Source organism: Prauserella cavernicola (assembly GCF_016595675.1).
GTDB lineage: Bacteria > Actinomycetota > Actinomycetes > Mycobacteriales > Pseudonocardiaceae > Prauserella_A > Prauserella_A cavernicola.
Genome location: NZ_JAENJH010000004.1, coordinates 452534 through 469068, shown reverse-complemented (window position 1 = coordinate 469068; position 16535 = coordinate 452534). Strand labels below are relative to the sequence as shown.

The following is a 16535-nucleotide window of genomic DNA, read 5'->3' as shown; positions in this document are numbered from 1 at the left end:
GTCAGGAGATTCCGAATTCCTTCTCGATGAACTCAAAGAGCTCGTCGTTGCTCGACGATTCGAGCAACGCGGTGACCGGGGGCTCAGCTGCGGGCGAATCCTCCCGCAGTGTCAGTTGGTCCTCTAGGTAGGCGGCCAGCTCCACGGCGTCCGGCTGATCGAATACCACGGTGGCAGGCAGCCGCAGGCCAGTGGCGCGGTCGAGCCGGTTGCGCAGATCGACCGCGGTCACCGAATCGAGCCCGAGCTCCAGGAACGGCCGCCGGGTACCGATCGCTTCGGCCGAGTTGTGCCCGAGCACCGCGGCGACCTCCCCGCGAACGGTGTCGAGAAGTTTTCGGGATCGCTCGGCGGGTTTGAGCCCGGCCAGCTCTTCGGCCAGTGCGGCAGACCCTGCCCGGTCGCTCGGCTCCTTGTGCTCCATGGCGGCCTCGGCGATGTACTCCAGCAACGTGCTGGACCGCAGCGCGGTGTAGGCGTGACTGAACCGGGCCCAGTCGACATCGGCGATCACGATGTCGGGGTCGTCGTGCGCCAGCGCGATTTCCATCGCGTCAAGCGCGGATTCCGGTTCCAGCAGGGGAACTCCGTGCCGCAGCTGGGTCGCGACGACCGCCTCGGACTCGGCCATACCGCCCTGTGCCCAGCTGCCCCAGGCCAAGGAGATCGCCGGCAGGCCGAGGCTGCGGCGGTGGTGCGCCAAGGCGTCGAGGTAGGCGTTGCCCGGTGCGTAGTTTCCCTGACCAGCCAGACCGATCGTCCCGGACAGCGAGGAGAACAGGACGAACGCCGACAACTCCCGGTCACAGGTCAGTTCGTGCAACCGCAGCGCCACATCGGCCTTGACGCGCAGAACGCGGTCGATCTGCTCCGCGGTGAGACCGTCGAGCGCGCCGTCGTCCAGGACGGCCGCGGTGTGGAACACGGCGCTCGGCGGGTGTTCGGCGACGAGCCCGGCGAGCGCCTCGGGATCGGCGAGGTCGCACGCCACGATCGTCACCCGGGCGCCCAGCGTGGTCAGCTCGGCCTCGAGTTCGGCCGCGCCGGCGGCATTCGCGCCACGCCTGCTGGCCAGAACCAGGTGGTGCGTGCCGCGGCGGGCCAGCCTGCGCGCGACCTGGCTGCCGAGCGCGCCGGTGCCGCCCGTGATCAGGATCGTGCCGGATCCCGGGTCCCACCCGTTCCTGTCGGGCTCCCGCCGGAAACCGGCCCGGAACAACCGCCGGCCGAGGGCACCCCCCGGCCGGATCGCGACCTGGTCCTCGTCCCGCTGCGCGAGCACCTCGCAGAGCTGCTCCAGCACTCGGGCGTCCACCTCGGACGGAAGGTCCACGAGGCCGCCCCAGTGCTCCGGGAACTCCTGCGCCGCGACGCGGCCGAGCCCCCAGATCAGTGCCTGAGCCGGAGCGGACACCGCGTCAAGGGGGTCGGTCGAGACGGCCCCCTGGGTCAGGCACCAGACAGGTGCCGAGGCGGTTCGCACCAGCCGCAGCGTGCGGTGGACTTCTTCGGCGTCCGGACGGACCGCTGCGCCCAGCGCCAGCACGGACACGATTCCGTCGATCTCGCCGTACCGGGCCACACGTTCGCCGATATCCGGGTCGTCGGCCAGCACGGTCTCGACCACGGCACCACGAGCACGCAACGCCCCGGCGAGGTCGTCGGCGAGCGCGGCACGTTCCCGTGCGTCGTCGGTGACCACCACCCAGTTCGGCGGCAGGACCGCCGGGCTCCCGGACGTCAGGTGCTCCCAGCCGACCCGGTACCGCAAGCGGTCCATTTCCGCACCCGCCACGCTGTCCCGGCGCCAGCCGGCCAGCGCGTCGACAACCTCACCGAACCCGGCCCCGCCTTCGACACGGAGCATCCGCGCGATTGCTTCCAGGTCCTGTCGTTCCACAAGGCGCCAGAACTCCGCGTACGGATCGCCCTGCTCCGGCCCGGTCTTCTCGCCGGAGGACCGCGGCCAGAAACGCGAGTGCTGAAACGCGTAGGTGGGCAACAGAACCCGCCGCGCCCCTGTGCCGGCGAACACCCGATCCCAGTCGGGCTCGACGCCGCGCACCCACAACTCCGCCAGTGACCTGAGCATGCGGTCAGTACCGCCCTCTCCGCGCCGCAGCGTGCCGGTCGCGACGATGTCGGCCTCCTGTTGCCTGGCGATGTCGTGGACCGCCGGAGTCAGCACAGGATGCGGGCTGACCTCGAGGAAAGCCGTGTCCCCCTCCACAATCAGCTTCTCGATCGTCTCCTCGAACCGCACCGTCTCCCTGAGGTTGCGGTACCAGTACGAAGCGTCCAGTTCGGTACCGCCGACGCGGCAGGCGGTCACCGTCGAATAGAACGGAACGTGACCGGGGCGCGCGGAAATCGGCGCGGCGAGGTCGAGCAGACGGTCACGCAGCGGCTCGACGTGCGGGGTGTGCGACGCGTAGTCGACCGGGATCCGACGCGGCCGCAGTCCTCGTTTCTCCGCCTCCGCATGGATTTCCTCCAGCGCGGCCAGCTCGCCGGCGAGCACTGTCGACTCGGGCCCGTTGAGGGTCGCGATCCACACGTTGTCGTGCCGGGACACCAGCTCGTCGGCCACGCAACTGCCCGCGGCGAGCGAGAGCATGCCACCATCACCCGCCAAGTGGCGCGCGATCACCTGACTCCGCAACGCCACCAACCGCGCACCGTCCTCGAGCGACAACACACCCGACACACACGCCGCGGCGATCTCGCCCTGCGAATGCCCCACCACCACATCGGGAACCACGCCCACCGAACGCCACGTCTCGGCCAGCGACAGCATCACTGCCCACAGGATCGGCTGCACCACATCCACCCGCTCCAGCGACACCTCGTCCGACAGCGCGCCCCGCACGTCCCAGTCCACGAACGGTGCCAACGCCGCGGCACACCGATCGAACGCCTCACCGAAAACCGCAGAACTCTCCAGCAAACTCGAAGCCATGCCCGCCCACTGGGAGCCCTGCCCCGGAAAGACGAACACCACCCGCCCGGAACCCCGCCCCAGCACCTCACCCGCCACGACGCCCTTACTCACGCCGACACCCGCCACCGCGGCGAGTCCCTCGCGGTAGCCGCTGAGCTCGTCCGCGATCACGACGGCGCGGTGCGCGAGCCCGGCCCGCCCGGTCGCCAGCGACCACCCCACCGACGCGGGATCGCACACGGTGTCGGTGAACGCGTGCAGCCGGCCGGCCTGGGCGGTCAGTGCGGCCGGGGAGCTCGCCGACAACATCCAGGGCATCGCGCCGACCGGGGCGTCCGCGACCACCGGCTCGGCGGGCTCGACGGCTTGTTCGAGAATGACGTGGGCGTTGGTGCCGCTCACGCCGAACGCCGACACGGCGGCACGGCGCGGCGCGGCCGACTCCGGCCACGGCTGGTTTTCCGTGACGACATCGACCTTTCCCGCACTCCAGTCCACGAACGGGCTCGGCTCGTCCACGTGCAGGGTGGCGGGCACCACGCCGTGGCGCAGCGCCTCCACCATCTTGATGACACCGGCGACGCCTGCCGCCGCGGAGGCGTGCCCCAGCACCGATTTAAGCGATCCGACCAACAACGGCTGCGCGCGGTCGAGGCCGTAGGTCGTCAGCAGCGCCTGCGCCTCGATCGGATCGCCGAGGCTGGTGCCGGTCCCGTGGGCTTCCACGACCTCGACGTCCTGCGGCCGCAGCCGGGCGTTCGCGAGCGCCTGCCGGATCACCCGCTGCTGCGAAGGACCGTTCGGCGCGGTCAGCCCGTTCGAAGCGCCGTCCTGGTTGACCGCCGATCCACGCACGATCGCGAGCACGTCGTGCCCGTTGCGCCGCGCGTCGGAGAGCCGTTCCAGCATCAGCACACCGACACCTTCTGACCAGGCGGTGCCGTCGGCCGCCGCGGCGAACGGCTTGCACCGGCCGTCCGGGGCGAGCGCGCCCTGATGGCTGAACTCCACGAACACATTCGGGGTCGACATGACCGTGGCGCCCCCGGCCAGCGCCAGCGAACACTCGCCCGCCCGGAGTGCCTGCATGGCGAGATGCAGCGCCACCAGCGACGAGGAGCACGCCGTGTCCACGGTGACCGCGGGGCCGGTCAAGCCCAGCGTGTAGGCGATCCGCCCGGAAGCCACGCTGCCGGCGGCCCCGGTGAACACATATCCCGACGTGTTCGGTTCAGCGGCCGCCACCGTGTCGTACCCGTGCGGGACGAGGCCGACGAACACCCCGGTGCGGCTGCCGCGCAGGCTTCGCGGATCGACGCCGGCACGCTCGATCGTCTCCCAGGAGACCTCGAGGAGATGGCGTTGCTGCGGGTCCATCGCCAGCGCTTCCCTGGGCGAGATCCCGAAGAACCCGGGGTCGAACCCCGCCGCGTCGCGCAGGAAACCACCTCGGTCCACGGAGCTCGCGCCGGGCCGGGTCCGGTCGGGATGGCCGAGCTCCTCCAGATTCCAGCCGCGATCGGCCGGGAACCCTTCGATGGCGTCACGGCCGGAGAGCAGCAGCTCCCACAGTTCTTCCGGTGATCGGACACCGCCGGGGAACCTGCATCCGGTCGCCACGATGGCCAGTGGCTCATCGGTGCACGCCGCGGTGTCGGTGTCGAGGGCGGCCGCACCGAGCGTCAGATCGCTCAGCTGCTCGGCCATCGCCTGGGGTGTCGGATGATCGAACACGGCGGTCGGGGACAGTCGCTGTCCGGTGGCGGCCGAGAGTCTCTTGCTCAGCTGCACGCCGGTGAGCGAATCGAAGCCGAGGTCGCGGAAGGTGCGGTCCGCCTCGAGCTTGTCGGCGGAGTCCCACCCGAGCACCGCGGCCGCGTGCGCGCGGATCTCGGCCAGCACGGCCCGGGTTCGCTGCGCGTCGTCGGCCGCGGCGGAGATTCGTTCGGTGAACCCATCGGTGACCTCCCGGGTCCGCATCGCAGGCAGCTCGACCCGGACCTCGCTGCCGGATCCCGTTGACGCCAGCCAATACCGGTCCCGTACAAACGCGGTCGTGGGCACGTTCGCCGAGGCGGTGACGCCTCTGCCGAAGACCGCATGCCAGTCCGGCATCACCCCGTGCACCCACAGTTCCGACAGGGAGGTCAGCAACCGATCGGTGCCGCCGTCGTCCCGCCGCAGTGTGCCGATCGCGGTCGCCGGGACGCCGTCCGCGTGCCCGATCTCCTCGATGGCGCTCACCAGCACCGGGTGCGCGCTGACCTCGACGAAGAGGTGATCGGCCAGCAGCGCGCGAATCGCGTCCTGGAACCGCACCGGTTCGCGCAGGTTCCGGTACCAGTACTCGGCGTCCAGGTCCGGGCCGGCGACCCAGTCGGCAACGGTGGTCGAGAACAGCGGAACCGTGCCCTCACGCGGTTCGACCTTTCCGATGCGCTCTAGCAAGTCGGGCCGGATCCGATCGACGTGGGCGCTGTGCGAGGCGTAGTCCACGGGGATGCGGCGGGCTCGCACCCCGAGCGCCACCGCTTCGGCCTCGATCGCGGACAGGGCTTCCGCGGTACCCGCGACGACCGTGGACCGCGGACTGTTGATCGCGGCGATCGCGGCGTCCTCGCCGAACGAGGAGAACCCGAGTACGTGCTCGGTGCCGGTGGCAAGGGAGAGCATGCCACCGTCACCCGCCAGGTCGCGGGCGATCACCTGACTCCGCAACGCCACCAACCGCGCACCGTCCTCGAGCGACAACACACCCGACACACACGCCGCGGCGATCTCGCCCTGTGAGTGGCCCACCACCGCGGCCGGAGTCACCCCGGCCGACTCCCACCACGCCGCCAGCGACACCATCACCGCCCACAGCACCGGCTGGACCACATCCACCCGCTCCAGAACGGCATCCGCACGGAGCACCGCGGTCAGCGACCAGTCCACGAACGGTGCCAACGCCTCCTCGCACTCAGCCATCGATCGCGCGAAAACCGGAGACGAGTCGAGAAGATCCCGGCCCATCCCCACCCACTGAGAACCCTGCCCTGGGAAGACGAACACCACCCGCCCGGAACCCCGCCGGAGGACCTCGCCCGCCACGACGCCATCGCCCGCGCCGCCGGCCGCCACCGCGGCCATGCCCGCGGCGAACTGCGCCCGGTCGCTCGCCAGCACCACGGCGCGGTGCTCGAACGCGGCCCGCCCGGTCGCCAGTGACAGGCCCACCGACACGGGATCGCCGCTGCCCGGGGCGAACTCGGCGAGCCGATGCGCCTGTGCCCGCAGTCCTGCCGCCGATCGACCCGAGACGACCCACGGAACCACTGCCCCCGCGAGGGGATTCGCCGCATCCGCGGCCGGAGCGGGCGGCCCTGCAGGCGCCTGTTCCAGTACGACGTGTGCGTTCGTGCCGCTGATGCCGAAGGACGAGACACCGCCGCGCCGCGGCCGGTCCACCGCCGGCCAATCGGCCGGCGAGGTGACCAGTTCCACCGCACCGGTCGCCCAGTCGACCCGGGTGCTGGGTTCGTCCACGTGCAGGGTCGCGGGCACCTTGCCGCGATCGAGCGCCAGCACCATCTTGATGATCCCGGCCACTCCCGCGGCAGCCTGGGTATGGCCGATGTTCGACTTCAAGGAACCCAGCAGCAACGGCCGGTCCCGGTCCCGGCCGTAGGTCGCCAGCAGCGCCTCCGCCTCGATCGGGTCACCGAGCGCGGTGCCGGTCCCGTGCGCTTCGACAACGTCCACATCGGATTGGCCAAGGCCCGCGTCCGCCAACGCGGCACGGATGACCCGCTGTTGCGCCGCGCCGCTCGGGGCGGTGAGGCCGTTGGACGCCCCGTCGGAGTTGACCGCCGAGCCGCGGAGCACCCCCAGCACCGTGCGACCTTGCCGCTGGGCGTCGGAAAGACGTTGCAGCACAAGCATTCCAGCTCCCTCGGCCATGCCGGTGCCGTCGGCGGCCGCGGCAAACGCCTTGCACCGGCCGTCGCGCGCGAGGCCTCCCTGAGTGCTGAACTCGGTGAAGATGCCCGGGGTGGCGAGCACCGTGACCCCACCGGCCAGCGCCAGTGAGGTTTCCCCGCGTCGCAATGAGTTGATCGCGAGGTGCAACGCCACCAGTGAGGACGAGCACGCGGTGTCGAGAGTGATCGCGGGACCGGTGAGGCCCAGCAGGTAGGCGATCCGGCCGGACGCGACGCTGGTCGTCTTACCGGTCAGCAGGAACCCGTCCAGCTCGGCCGGTGCCTCGTGCAGCCGAGGGCCGTACTCCTGGTCCATCGTGCCGACGAAGACCCCGGTGTCCGTGCCGCGAAGGGCTGTCGGGTCCATTCCGGCACGTTCGAACGCTTCCCAGGACACTTCGAGCAGCAACCGCTGCTGCGGATCCATGCCGAGCGCCTCGCGCGGGGACAACCCGAAGAATCCGGCGTCGAAATCCGCGGCCTCGGCCAGGAAACCCCCGCCGTCGGTCTCGACGCCGCCCGGACCCGATGCGCGGTGGAGCCGGTCGAGGTCCCAGCCCCGATCGGTGGGAAACGGCGTGATCGCATCTTCGCCGTTCGCCAGCAGCCGCCACAGGTCCTCCGGGGACTCGACCCCGCCGGGCAACCGGCACGCCATCGCGACGACGGCTATCGGTTCCTCGGTCGAGACGGAAGGCCCGGTCGTGGCAACGGCCTGCGGCTGCCCCGGCTCCAGATGCGCCGTGAGAGCTTCCAGCGTCGGATGGTCGAACAGCGCCGAAACGGTCAGGCTCGTACCGAGCGCGGTGTTGATCCGCCCGCACAGCTCGCCGAGCATGATCGAGTCGAAGCCGAGGTCCTTGAACGTGCGGGAAACGTCCAGCTCACCGCCGGACCCGTGGCCGAGTACCGCGGCGGCCTGCGCGCGCACCACGCGGGTGGTGTCGATCGCGGCCGACCCCGCCGGTTCCTGCTCCGCGGGCGGCTCCTGGGCCTGACCGGACACGGGGACCGAACGGTGCTGACTGTGGCCGAACCAGTGTTCTCGCTGCTCGAACGGGTAGGTCGGCAGCGCGACCCGCCCACGCTGGTGTCCGGCGAAAACCGCCGTCCAGTCCGGTTCGGCACCACAGAGCCACGCCTCGGCGACCGAGGTGAGGAACCTCCGCGGGCCACCGTCCTCCCGGCGCAGCGTCGCTGTCGCGCTGAGCGGAACCCGTGCTGCCTGGCCGGCCTCGGTGATCGAGGTGACCAGCACCGGGTGGGGGCTCACCTCGACGAAAGCCGTCGGCGCGGCGGCCGCCAGCCGGCGCACCGTGTCGTGGAAGCGAACCGGCTCGCGGAGATTGCGGTACCAGTAGTCCGCGTTCAGCTCGGTCGCGTCGAGGAGGTCACCGGTGACCGTGGAGTAAAACGGCACGGCTCCCGGCCGGGAGCGGATCGGCGCCGCGATCTCGTGCAGCGCAGAGCTGATGCGTTCGACCTGAGCTGAGTGCGAGGCATAGTCGACCGCGATCGTCCGGGTGCGAAACCCTTGGCTCGCACACGCTTCGCCGAAGGCCGCCAGTTCTTCGACGCCACCCGCGACCACCGTCGCCGCCGGACCGTTGACCGTCGCCACCTCGACACCGGGATGCCCGGCGAGCTCCCGCTCGACGTCCTCGATCGCCGCGGCGACGGACAACATCCCGCCGTGCCCGGACAGGTTCTCGGCGATGACCCGGCTGCGCAGCGCCACCAGCCGGGCCCCGTCCGCGAGCGTCATCGCGCCGGAAAAGCAAGCCGCGGCGATCTCACCCTGCGAATGCCCGACGACCGCCGTCGGCTCGACGCCGACAGACCGCCAGAGCCGGGCCAGCGACACCATCATCGCCCACAACGCGGGCTGCACGACCTCCACCCGGTCGAGCGAGACCTCCGCCTCGCCGCGCAGCACCGCGACGAGATCCCACTCGATGTGCGCCGCCAGCGCGTCCGCGCACTCCCGCACCGCCTCGGCGAAAACCGGTGCGGTGTCGAGAAGCTCGCTCGCCATCCCGATCCACTGCGAACCCTGGCCTGGGAAGACGAAGACGGTGTGCCCGACGTCGCGCGGGACAGTGCCTTCCACGACGTGAGCGGCGGGGTCGCCGTCCGCCAGCGCCCGCACTCCCGTGTGGAAGGACTCGGCATCGTCGGCCAGCACCACAGCGCGATGCGGCAACGCCGTCCGAGTGGTGGCCAGCGTCCAGCCGACGGCCGCGGTGTCGCACTCCGTGGTGGTGACGTGCTCGTGTAGCCGTGCCGCGTGCTTCCGGAGCGCGGCACGGGACTGTGCCGACAACGGCCAGGGCAGCACGCCCGACCAGTGGATCGGCGCCGGTGCCTCGGCTGGCGCCGACTGCCGCGGGTGCGGTGCCTGTTCCACCACGACGTGGGCGTTCGTGCCGCCCATTCCGAACGCCGAGACCCCGGCCAGTCGATGCGTGTCGGAGGCAGGCCACGACGAGGATTCGGTCTGCACCCGCAGCCGCCATGCGTCGAAATCGATCGCGGGGTTGGGCTCGGCGAAGTTCAGGCTGACGGGCAACAGGCCGTCCCGGATCGCGAGCACGACCTTGAGCAGGCCGGCGATCCCGGCCGCGCCCTCCAGGTGGCCGATGTTGGTCTTGACCGAACCCACCCGCAGCGGCCGGTCCGGCGAGCGATCGCGGCCGAGCACCGCGCCGAGGGCAGCGGCCTCCACCGGGTCACCGAGCGCGGTCCCGGTGCCGTGCAGCTCCACGTACTGCACGGCGGCCGGGTCGACCGCAGCTACCTCGTAGGCGAGCCGAAGCACCTCCTGCTGCGCGGCTCGATCCGGTGCGGTCAGCCCGTCTCCACCGCCGTCGTTGTTGATCGCGCTACCGCGCAGTACCGCGTGCACCGTGTCACCGTCGGCCAGCGCCGCGGACAACGGCTTGAGCAGCACGAAACCCCCGCCCTCGCCGCGCGCGTAACCGTTGGCGCGGGAGTCGAAGGTGAAGCACCGGCCATCTGGCGAAAGGCCGCCGAACCGGTCCACTGCGACGGTCGTCTCGGCCGACAGGTTCAGGTTCACGCCGCCGGCGAGCGCGGCCCGGCACTCCCCCGCACGCAGGCTCTGACAGGCCAGGTGCACCGCAACCAGGGACGAGGACTGCCCGGAGTCCACCACCATGCTCGGCCCGCGCAGTCCGAAGAAATAGGAGATCCGGTTGGCGATCAGGCTCCGGTGACTGCCGGTGAGGCTGTGGTGGTCGACCACGCCCGCCCGATGCCGCAGGTTCGCGTAGTCGTCCGCGATCGCACCGACGAACACCCCGGCGCGCGACCGGGCGAGCGAGTTTGGGGTGATACCAGCGTTTTCCAGCAGCTCCCAGCTCAGTTCGAGCGCGAAGCGCTGCTGCGGATCCATCGCCGCCGCTTCCCGCGGGGAGATGCCGAAGAGCTCGGCGTCGAATGAGGCGACGTTCTCGACGAACCCGGCACGGGCCGCGCCGGGCTCACCATCGCTGTCGCACCAACGGTTCGGCGGCACCGGGATGAGGGCGTCGGTGCCGGCGGCCAGTAACTCGGCGAATGCTTCCGGTGTGCCCGCACTCGGGAACCGGCAGGACAGACCCACCACCGCGACGGGCTCGACGGCGACCCCAGAACCAGTTGTCGAACCTGCACTCGAGGAAGACATGCCAGATCAACGTCCTTAAGCCTTGGAGGTCCACACCGGACACAATCCCCGGTCCGCGTCGACCATTTGAGAGTCAGGTCGGGTCCGATTTCAGCATTTTTCGAACGGGCGTCGGGCCTGGCCGCAATGTCATGACCGCGAGATCGAACCTAGTTGGCACCCAACGATCATGCAAGAAACGGACGGGCACGTTCAATTGCCCCAACGGGTTCTGCGCACCTCGCACGTTTGACTGCACGTCTCGGCCCGCTAATACCAGATGGAAAGCGGTATTCCCAGGAAACTCTCTGCCCTTCGTGACCACGCGATGAAAAAGCCGGATCAGGTTGACAGCAGCCGGAGAAGACCGCTCAGAATAGGCCGACCGTCCCGGGAGAGATGATTCCTGCCCACTGCGGGAAGGAAAATGTCCGGATGCTCCCGATCAGGGCTCTCACGGAGGATTCATGCGGGTCTCGCTTGTCGTATTGGGCTCACGCGGTGACGTGCAGCCGTTCATCGCCCTGGGCAGGACGCTGAGAGACCGGGGGCATACGGTGACCCTCGCCACGCACCAGGATTTCGCCGGACTCGTAGAGGAAGCCGAGCTGGGCTTCTTCGAGCTGCCCGGCAGCCCACGTGACTTCCTGGCGCATCCGGCGCTGGCAGAGGCGTTGCAACAGGGTGCTTCGCTTTTCCGCGCCGCCCGCAAGGTGCCGCGTCCGTCGAAAGAGCAGAACCAGGTTCTGGCCCAAGCGGTCGCCGCTGCCGCGAAGGACGCGGACCTCGTCCTCAACACCATCCTCAGCCGCATTCCGTTCGAGGACGACGGCACCAAACCGTGGGGCTCGCTGTCCTGGTGGCCGTTGAACCCGACCTCGAGGTGGCCGGCGATGATGGCCCCCCAGGTGCAGCGCGGCCCCGTGTACAACCGGGTGACCCACTGGGTGGCCGGAGTGCTGAACTGGTTGTCGCTACGTGCGTATCGGAGCGACGCCGGGCTTCCCGCGTTGCCCGTCGGCGACCCGTACCGCGAACTCGGCCGCGACGTGCCCCTGCTGTGCCCGGTGACCCGGGAGATGTTCACCGAACCTCCGGACTGGCCCGCGCTCTCGCACGTGACCGGGTACTGGTTCTGGGACCGCGAGTGGACGCCACCCAAGGATCTCGAGGCGTTCGTCGAGGACGGTCCGGCACCGGTAACGCTGTCGTTCGGCAGCATCTGGCCGGTCTATCCTCCCGCCGAGACGCTGGCGAAAGTGCTGTCCGCGGTTCGGGCGCACGGTCGTAAGCTCGTGCTGATAGGTGGCCCGAAGGACGTTCCGTCGGACGTCTTCCGGATCACCGACGTGCACTATCCCTGGTTGTTCCCTCGTTCTTCGGTGGTCGTGCACCACGGTGGTTGCAACACCACGGGCGACGCGCTGCGCTCGGGTACCGCGCAGGTCGTGGTGCCCACCTTCGCCGACAGCCCGTTCTGGGCGGCGCAGGTGCGCAGGCTCGGTGTGAGCCCGGACCCCGTGCCATACGCGAAGTTCACCGCAGAGAAACTCGAGACCGCGCTGGGGCAGGCACTGGGCGACGACTCGATCCGCAAGCGCGCCGACGAAATCGGTACGGCCATCCGCGCGGAGGACGGCGTCGGGCGTGCCGCGGACATAGTCGAGCGCTGGCACGCGCAGTGGCACGAACGCCACGGCCCGCGGAATGCGCCGGATGGCCGCGAATCCACATTCTGACGTCGAGGCCGAGTCCCGCCAGACCGCTCACGAGGAGAGTTCATGAGCCGCTCCGCCGCGTCGAACCTGTTGCGCACCAACGATGAGACCCTGCCCAGCCGGCTCGCCCGCTCGGCTGCGGCCAAGGAGAGCGAGGTCACCGACTGGGCCGCGCTGCACGCGTGGATCGACGAACGGAACCAGGAACAGACACACGAGGTCCATCGGATTCCGTTCGGCGAGCTGGTCCGGTGGGAGATCGACCAGGAGACCGGCAATCTCCGTCACGACAGCGGGAAGTTCTTCAGCGTCGAGGGACTGCGCGTGCGCACTGACCTCGGTCCGGTGCGCACGTGGACGCAGGCGATCATCAACCAGCCGGAGATCGGCATTCTCGGCATCCTGGTGAAGGAGATCCACGGGGTACTCCACTGCCTCATGCAGGCGAAATCGGAGCCGGGCAACGTGAACGGGGTCCAGATATCCCCGACCGTCCAGGCCACCAAGAGCAACTACACCCGGGTCCACAAGGGAAACCCGGTGCCCTATCTCGACTTCTTCCGTTCGCTCGAGTCCAGGCACGTGCTCACCGATGTGCTCCAGTCCGAACAGGGCTCGTGGTTCTACCGCAAGCGCAACCGCAACATGATCATCGAGGTGGACGAGGACGTCGAACCGCACCCGGACTTCCGCTGGCTGACGCTGGGGCAGCTCAACGAGCTCCTGAAGTTCGACAACCTGGTCAACATGGACACCCGGACGGTCCTGTCCTGCATGCCGGCGGGGTTCGAGGGAGCAGTGGGCGACGGAACGGTCTCGCTCGCGCTCGCCAGTTCGGCGGACCCGCTGTCGGGCAGCCTCCACACGACCAGTGAGATCCAGAGCTGGATCACCACCCGTCAGTCCGAGCACGTCGTACACGCCAACCTGGTCCCGATGAACTCGGTCCACGGCTGGTATCGCACCGACGACGAGATCCGGCACGACACTGGCGCGTTCTTCAGCGTGATCGCGGTGGACGTGCACACCGACACCAGGGAGATCGACGGCTGGTCCCAGCCGCTGATCCAGCCTTACGGCACCGGAGTCGTGGCACTGCTGGTGAAGCGGGTGCACGGGGTGTTGCACGCACTGGTGAACGCGCGGGTCGAGCCCGGCTACCTCGACGTCGTCGAACTCGCGCCCACCGTCCAGTGCACCCCGGAGAACTACGACGCACTCGGCCTGGAACGACCGCCATTCCTCGATTTCGTACTGCGGCATGGCTCGTGCCCGCGCCTGTTCGACACAGAGCTGTCCGAGGAGGGCGGCCGGTTTCACCAGGCGCGCAACCGCTACCAGATCATCGAGGTGGAACCGGACTTCGCCGCCGAGGCACCTCCCGACTACCACTGGCTAGCCCTGCACCAGCTCAACGGTCTGTTGCAGCACAACAACTACGTCAATGTGCAGGCCCGGAGCCTGATCGCGTGCCTGCGGAGCCTCCGATGAGCCGCCGGATGTCGCTGGCCACCCTCGGCTGCTCTGCCATCGCCGACAACCGGGCACTGCCCGCTGTCGGTCTGGTACCCGACATCGCACTCGCCGCCGTGGCCAGCCGATCTCCTGAGAAAGCGGCCCGCTTCGCGGAGAAGTACGGCACGAAAGCCATGACCTACGACGAGGTCCTGGAAGACCCCACGATCGAAGCGGTCTACCTCTCCCTGCCAACTGGCCTGCACCACGAGTGGACGGCACGCGCACTGCGCGCGGGAAAGCACGTCCTGTGCGAAAAGCCGCTCACCACCTGCATCGACCAGGCCCGCGAGCTGACCGGTCTCGCCGTCGAGCGGGGATTGGTGCTGCGGGAGAATTTCACGTTCCTGCACCATCCTCAGCACACGTCGGTGCGATCCCTGCTCGCCGACGGACGGTTCGGCGCGGTGCGGACCTTCACCGCTTCCTTCGGTATCCCGCCACTGCCCGCGAGCGACATCCGCTACAACGCCGAGCTCGGCGGGGGCGCGCTGCTCGACCTCGGCGTGTATCCGATTCGCGCCGCCCAGTTCCTGCTCGGCGACAATCTGACCGTGGTGGGCGCCGTGTTGCGGACCGACGAGGCCACCGGCCTCGACCTTGCCGGCCACGTGCTCCTGGTATCGGACAACGACGTCTTCGCCGACCTCGAGTTCGGTTTCCAGCACGCCTATCGCTCGCGCTACGCGATGTGGGGAAGCGCGGCGACGCTGACGCTGGATCGGGCCTTCACCCCACCGCCGCAACGCCAGCCGCTGCTGCGCATCGACGAACAGGACCACGCGGAGGAGATCGTGCTACCCGCCGCACACCAGTTTCGCTCGTCGTTCGCCTCGTTCGCCGAAGCGGTGCTGCAGGGGTGGCGCCAGTCCGAGGAACAGCCCTGGCTGCGCGGTGCCGAGGAAACCGCCCGGCTGATCGACCGAATCCGTCGCGAGGCCGTCCAGGTGCCCGTGCGCGGCCAGGTTCCAGTCCGATGAACATCATCGGCAACGGCTTCCTCGCGGGCCATTTCCGCACCTATTTCGGTTCCCGACAGCTCGGTGCCACCATCGTCGCTGCAGGCGCGTCGACCACGGTCGCCGACAACCAAGCCGACTTCGACCGCGAGGCGAACCTCATCTACGACATCGCGCGGCGCTGCCGCGCCGGGGGCAGCACCCTCGTGCTGTTGTCCACCGCGGCACCGGCGATGTATGGCTCGGCCGACTCCCCGTGCGCCGAGGACGGTCCGGTCTACCCGCCGACGCCCTACGGCCGCCACAAGCTCGCGCTCGAACGTGTCTGCGCCTTGTCCGGTGCGCCTTGGCTGGTGCTGCGGCTGACCAACATCGTCGGACCCGGGCAGCCGCCCGGGCAGCTCCTGCCCACGCTGACCCGCCACGTCCTCGCCGGCGAGGTCACTGTGCACCGCGGCGCGCACCGCGACCTCTTCGACGTCCGGCAGCTGCCGCCGGTGCTCGACTCCCTGCTGACGCGGAAGGTGACCGGCGAGGTCGTCAACATAGCCACGGGGAATCCGGTCGAGGTCGAAAACGTGGTCCAGGGCATCGAACGGCGACTGGGCAGGACAGCACAGCGGAACTACGTCTCGCGCCCCGCCGACCGGGTGCTGGTCGACGTCACGAAAGTGCGCCGTCTGGTGCCAGAGTTCGCCGAACTGAACTTCGCCGAGGGTTACCTCGACGCCATGCTGGACCACTACTTCAAGGATTCCCGGCAAGAGTTCCTCGCACCGGGCCCCTAGCGTGAGTTCTGGAAGCGGCGGAGCCGCTCGCTGTGAGGCAGGGGCAACTGACACCGCCGTGGGTTCTGGGGCGGTTCCTGGCGAGGGCACCGCCGACGTGGTGACCTGGCAGTCATGAGTCGGTCGATCCCGGAGTCAGGGTCCGCCTCAGGTTCCTCCACCCGCGCCGCCACGCAAGCCCTTTGACACGTCTCCAGCGCTGAAGACCGGTACCCGCCGGGCGGTTCAGGGTCGCGCACCCAGTTCGGCGGCGACGAGCTCGCAGATCGCCTGTGCGTGGTCCACGAGATAGAAATGCCCTCCGCGAAAGACTTTCAGCTCGACGTCTCCGGTGGTGTGCCCGCGCCAGGCGGCTGCCTCGTCCGGGGTCACCTTCGGGTCGGAGTCACCGGTGAGCACCGTGATCGGCGAGCTGACCTTGACATCCGGCTCGCACCGATAGGTTTCGACAGCTCGGTAGTCACCGCGCACCGCGGGCAGCGCCATCCGCAGCACCTCCTCGTCGGCGAGCACTGCCGCGGCCGTTCCGCCCATGCTCTTCATCTCGGCGATGATCCCTTGGTCGTCCAGTAGGTGCACTCGTTCGTCCCGATGCCGGGACGGTGCCCGCCGCCCCGAGACGAACAGGTGTACCGGCGGCTCCTTCAACCTGCGGGTGATCTCGAAGGCCAGCACTGCTCCCATGCTGTGGCCGAACATCGCGAGCCGCCCGCCGCTCCAGGGGATGAGCTCCTCGGAGATCCGATCCGCGAGCTCACCGATGTTGTCGAGGCAACGCTCGCCACGCCGCTCCTGCCGCCCGGGGTACTGGATCGTCAAGACCTCGATTTCGGACGAAAGCGCACGCGACATCGGATGGTAGAAACTGGCCGAGCCGCCCGCGTGGGGAAGTACGACCAGTTTCGTCGCGCTCTCCGGGGCCGAGTGGTAACGGCGAATCCACAGTCCATCTCGGTCGGAGTGATCAACCACGAAGGATCTCCAG

General features: G+C 69.4%; 6 protein-coding genes. 4 read left to right on the top strand and 2 right to left on the bottom strand.

Going from position 1 to position 16535, the window contains the following annotated elements; all coding sequences use genetic code 11:
- Position 1 precedes the first annotated feature (1 nt).
- The gene (locus JHE00_RS19900) at positions 2–10591 is read right to left on the bottom strand and encodes a type I polyketide synthase (protein WP_200320182.1); all 10590 of its coding nucleotides are present in this window, start codon (positions 10589–10591) and stop codon (positions 2–4) included.
- Positions 10592–11037: 446 nt separating this feature from the next.
- On the opposite strand from JHE00_RS19900, the gene JHE00_RS19895 reads away from it, so the two are divergent.
- From JHE00_RS19895 to JHE00_RS19880, 4 genes are read left to right on the top strand one after another with little or no spacing between them, the layout of a single operon-like run.
- Complete coding sequence (locus JHE00_RS19895; protein WP_200320180.1) at positions 11038–12309, top strand: glycosyltransferase; 1272 nt, start codon at positions 11038–11040, stop codon at positions 12307–12309.
- A 42-nt stretch (positions 12310–12351) separates the two neighbouring features.
- Complete coding sequence (locus tag JHE00_RS19890; RefSeq protein ID WP_200320178.1) at positions 12352–13779, top strand: NDP-hexose 2,3-dehydratase family protein; 1428 nt, start codon at positions 12352–12354, stop codon at positions 13777–13779.
- Entirely contained in the window at positions 13776–14783 is a 1008-nt protein-coding gene (locus JHE00_RS19885; protein ID WP_200320175.1) for a Gfo/Idh/MocA family protein, read from the top strand. Before JHE00_RS19890 ends, JHE00_RS19885 begins: the two co-directional genes overlap by 4 nt.
- Positions 14780–15550: an NAD-dependent epimerase/dehydratase family protein gene (locus JHE00_RS19880; RefSeq protein WP_200320173.1), complete on the top strand. Its 771-nt coding sequence runs from the start codon at positions 14780–14782 to the stop codon at positions 15548–15550. Before JHE00_RS19885 ends, JHE00_RS19880 begins: the two co-directional genes overlap by 4 nt.
- 225 nt (positions 15551–15775) lie before the next feature.
- Here JHE00_RS19880 and JHE00_RS19875 read toward each other — a convergent pair whose 3' ends face one another.
- Positions 15776–16522, bottom strand: coding sequence for a thioesterase II family protein (locus JHE00_RS19875; RefSeq protein ID WP_307832022.1), 747 nt, complete (start codon positions 16520–16522; stop codon positions 15776–15778).
- Positions 16523–16535 lie beyond the last annotated feature (13 nt).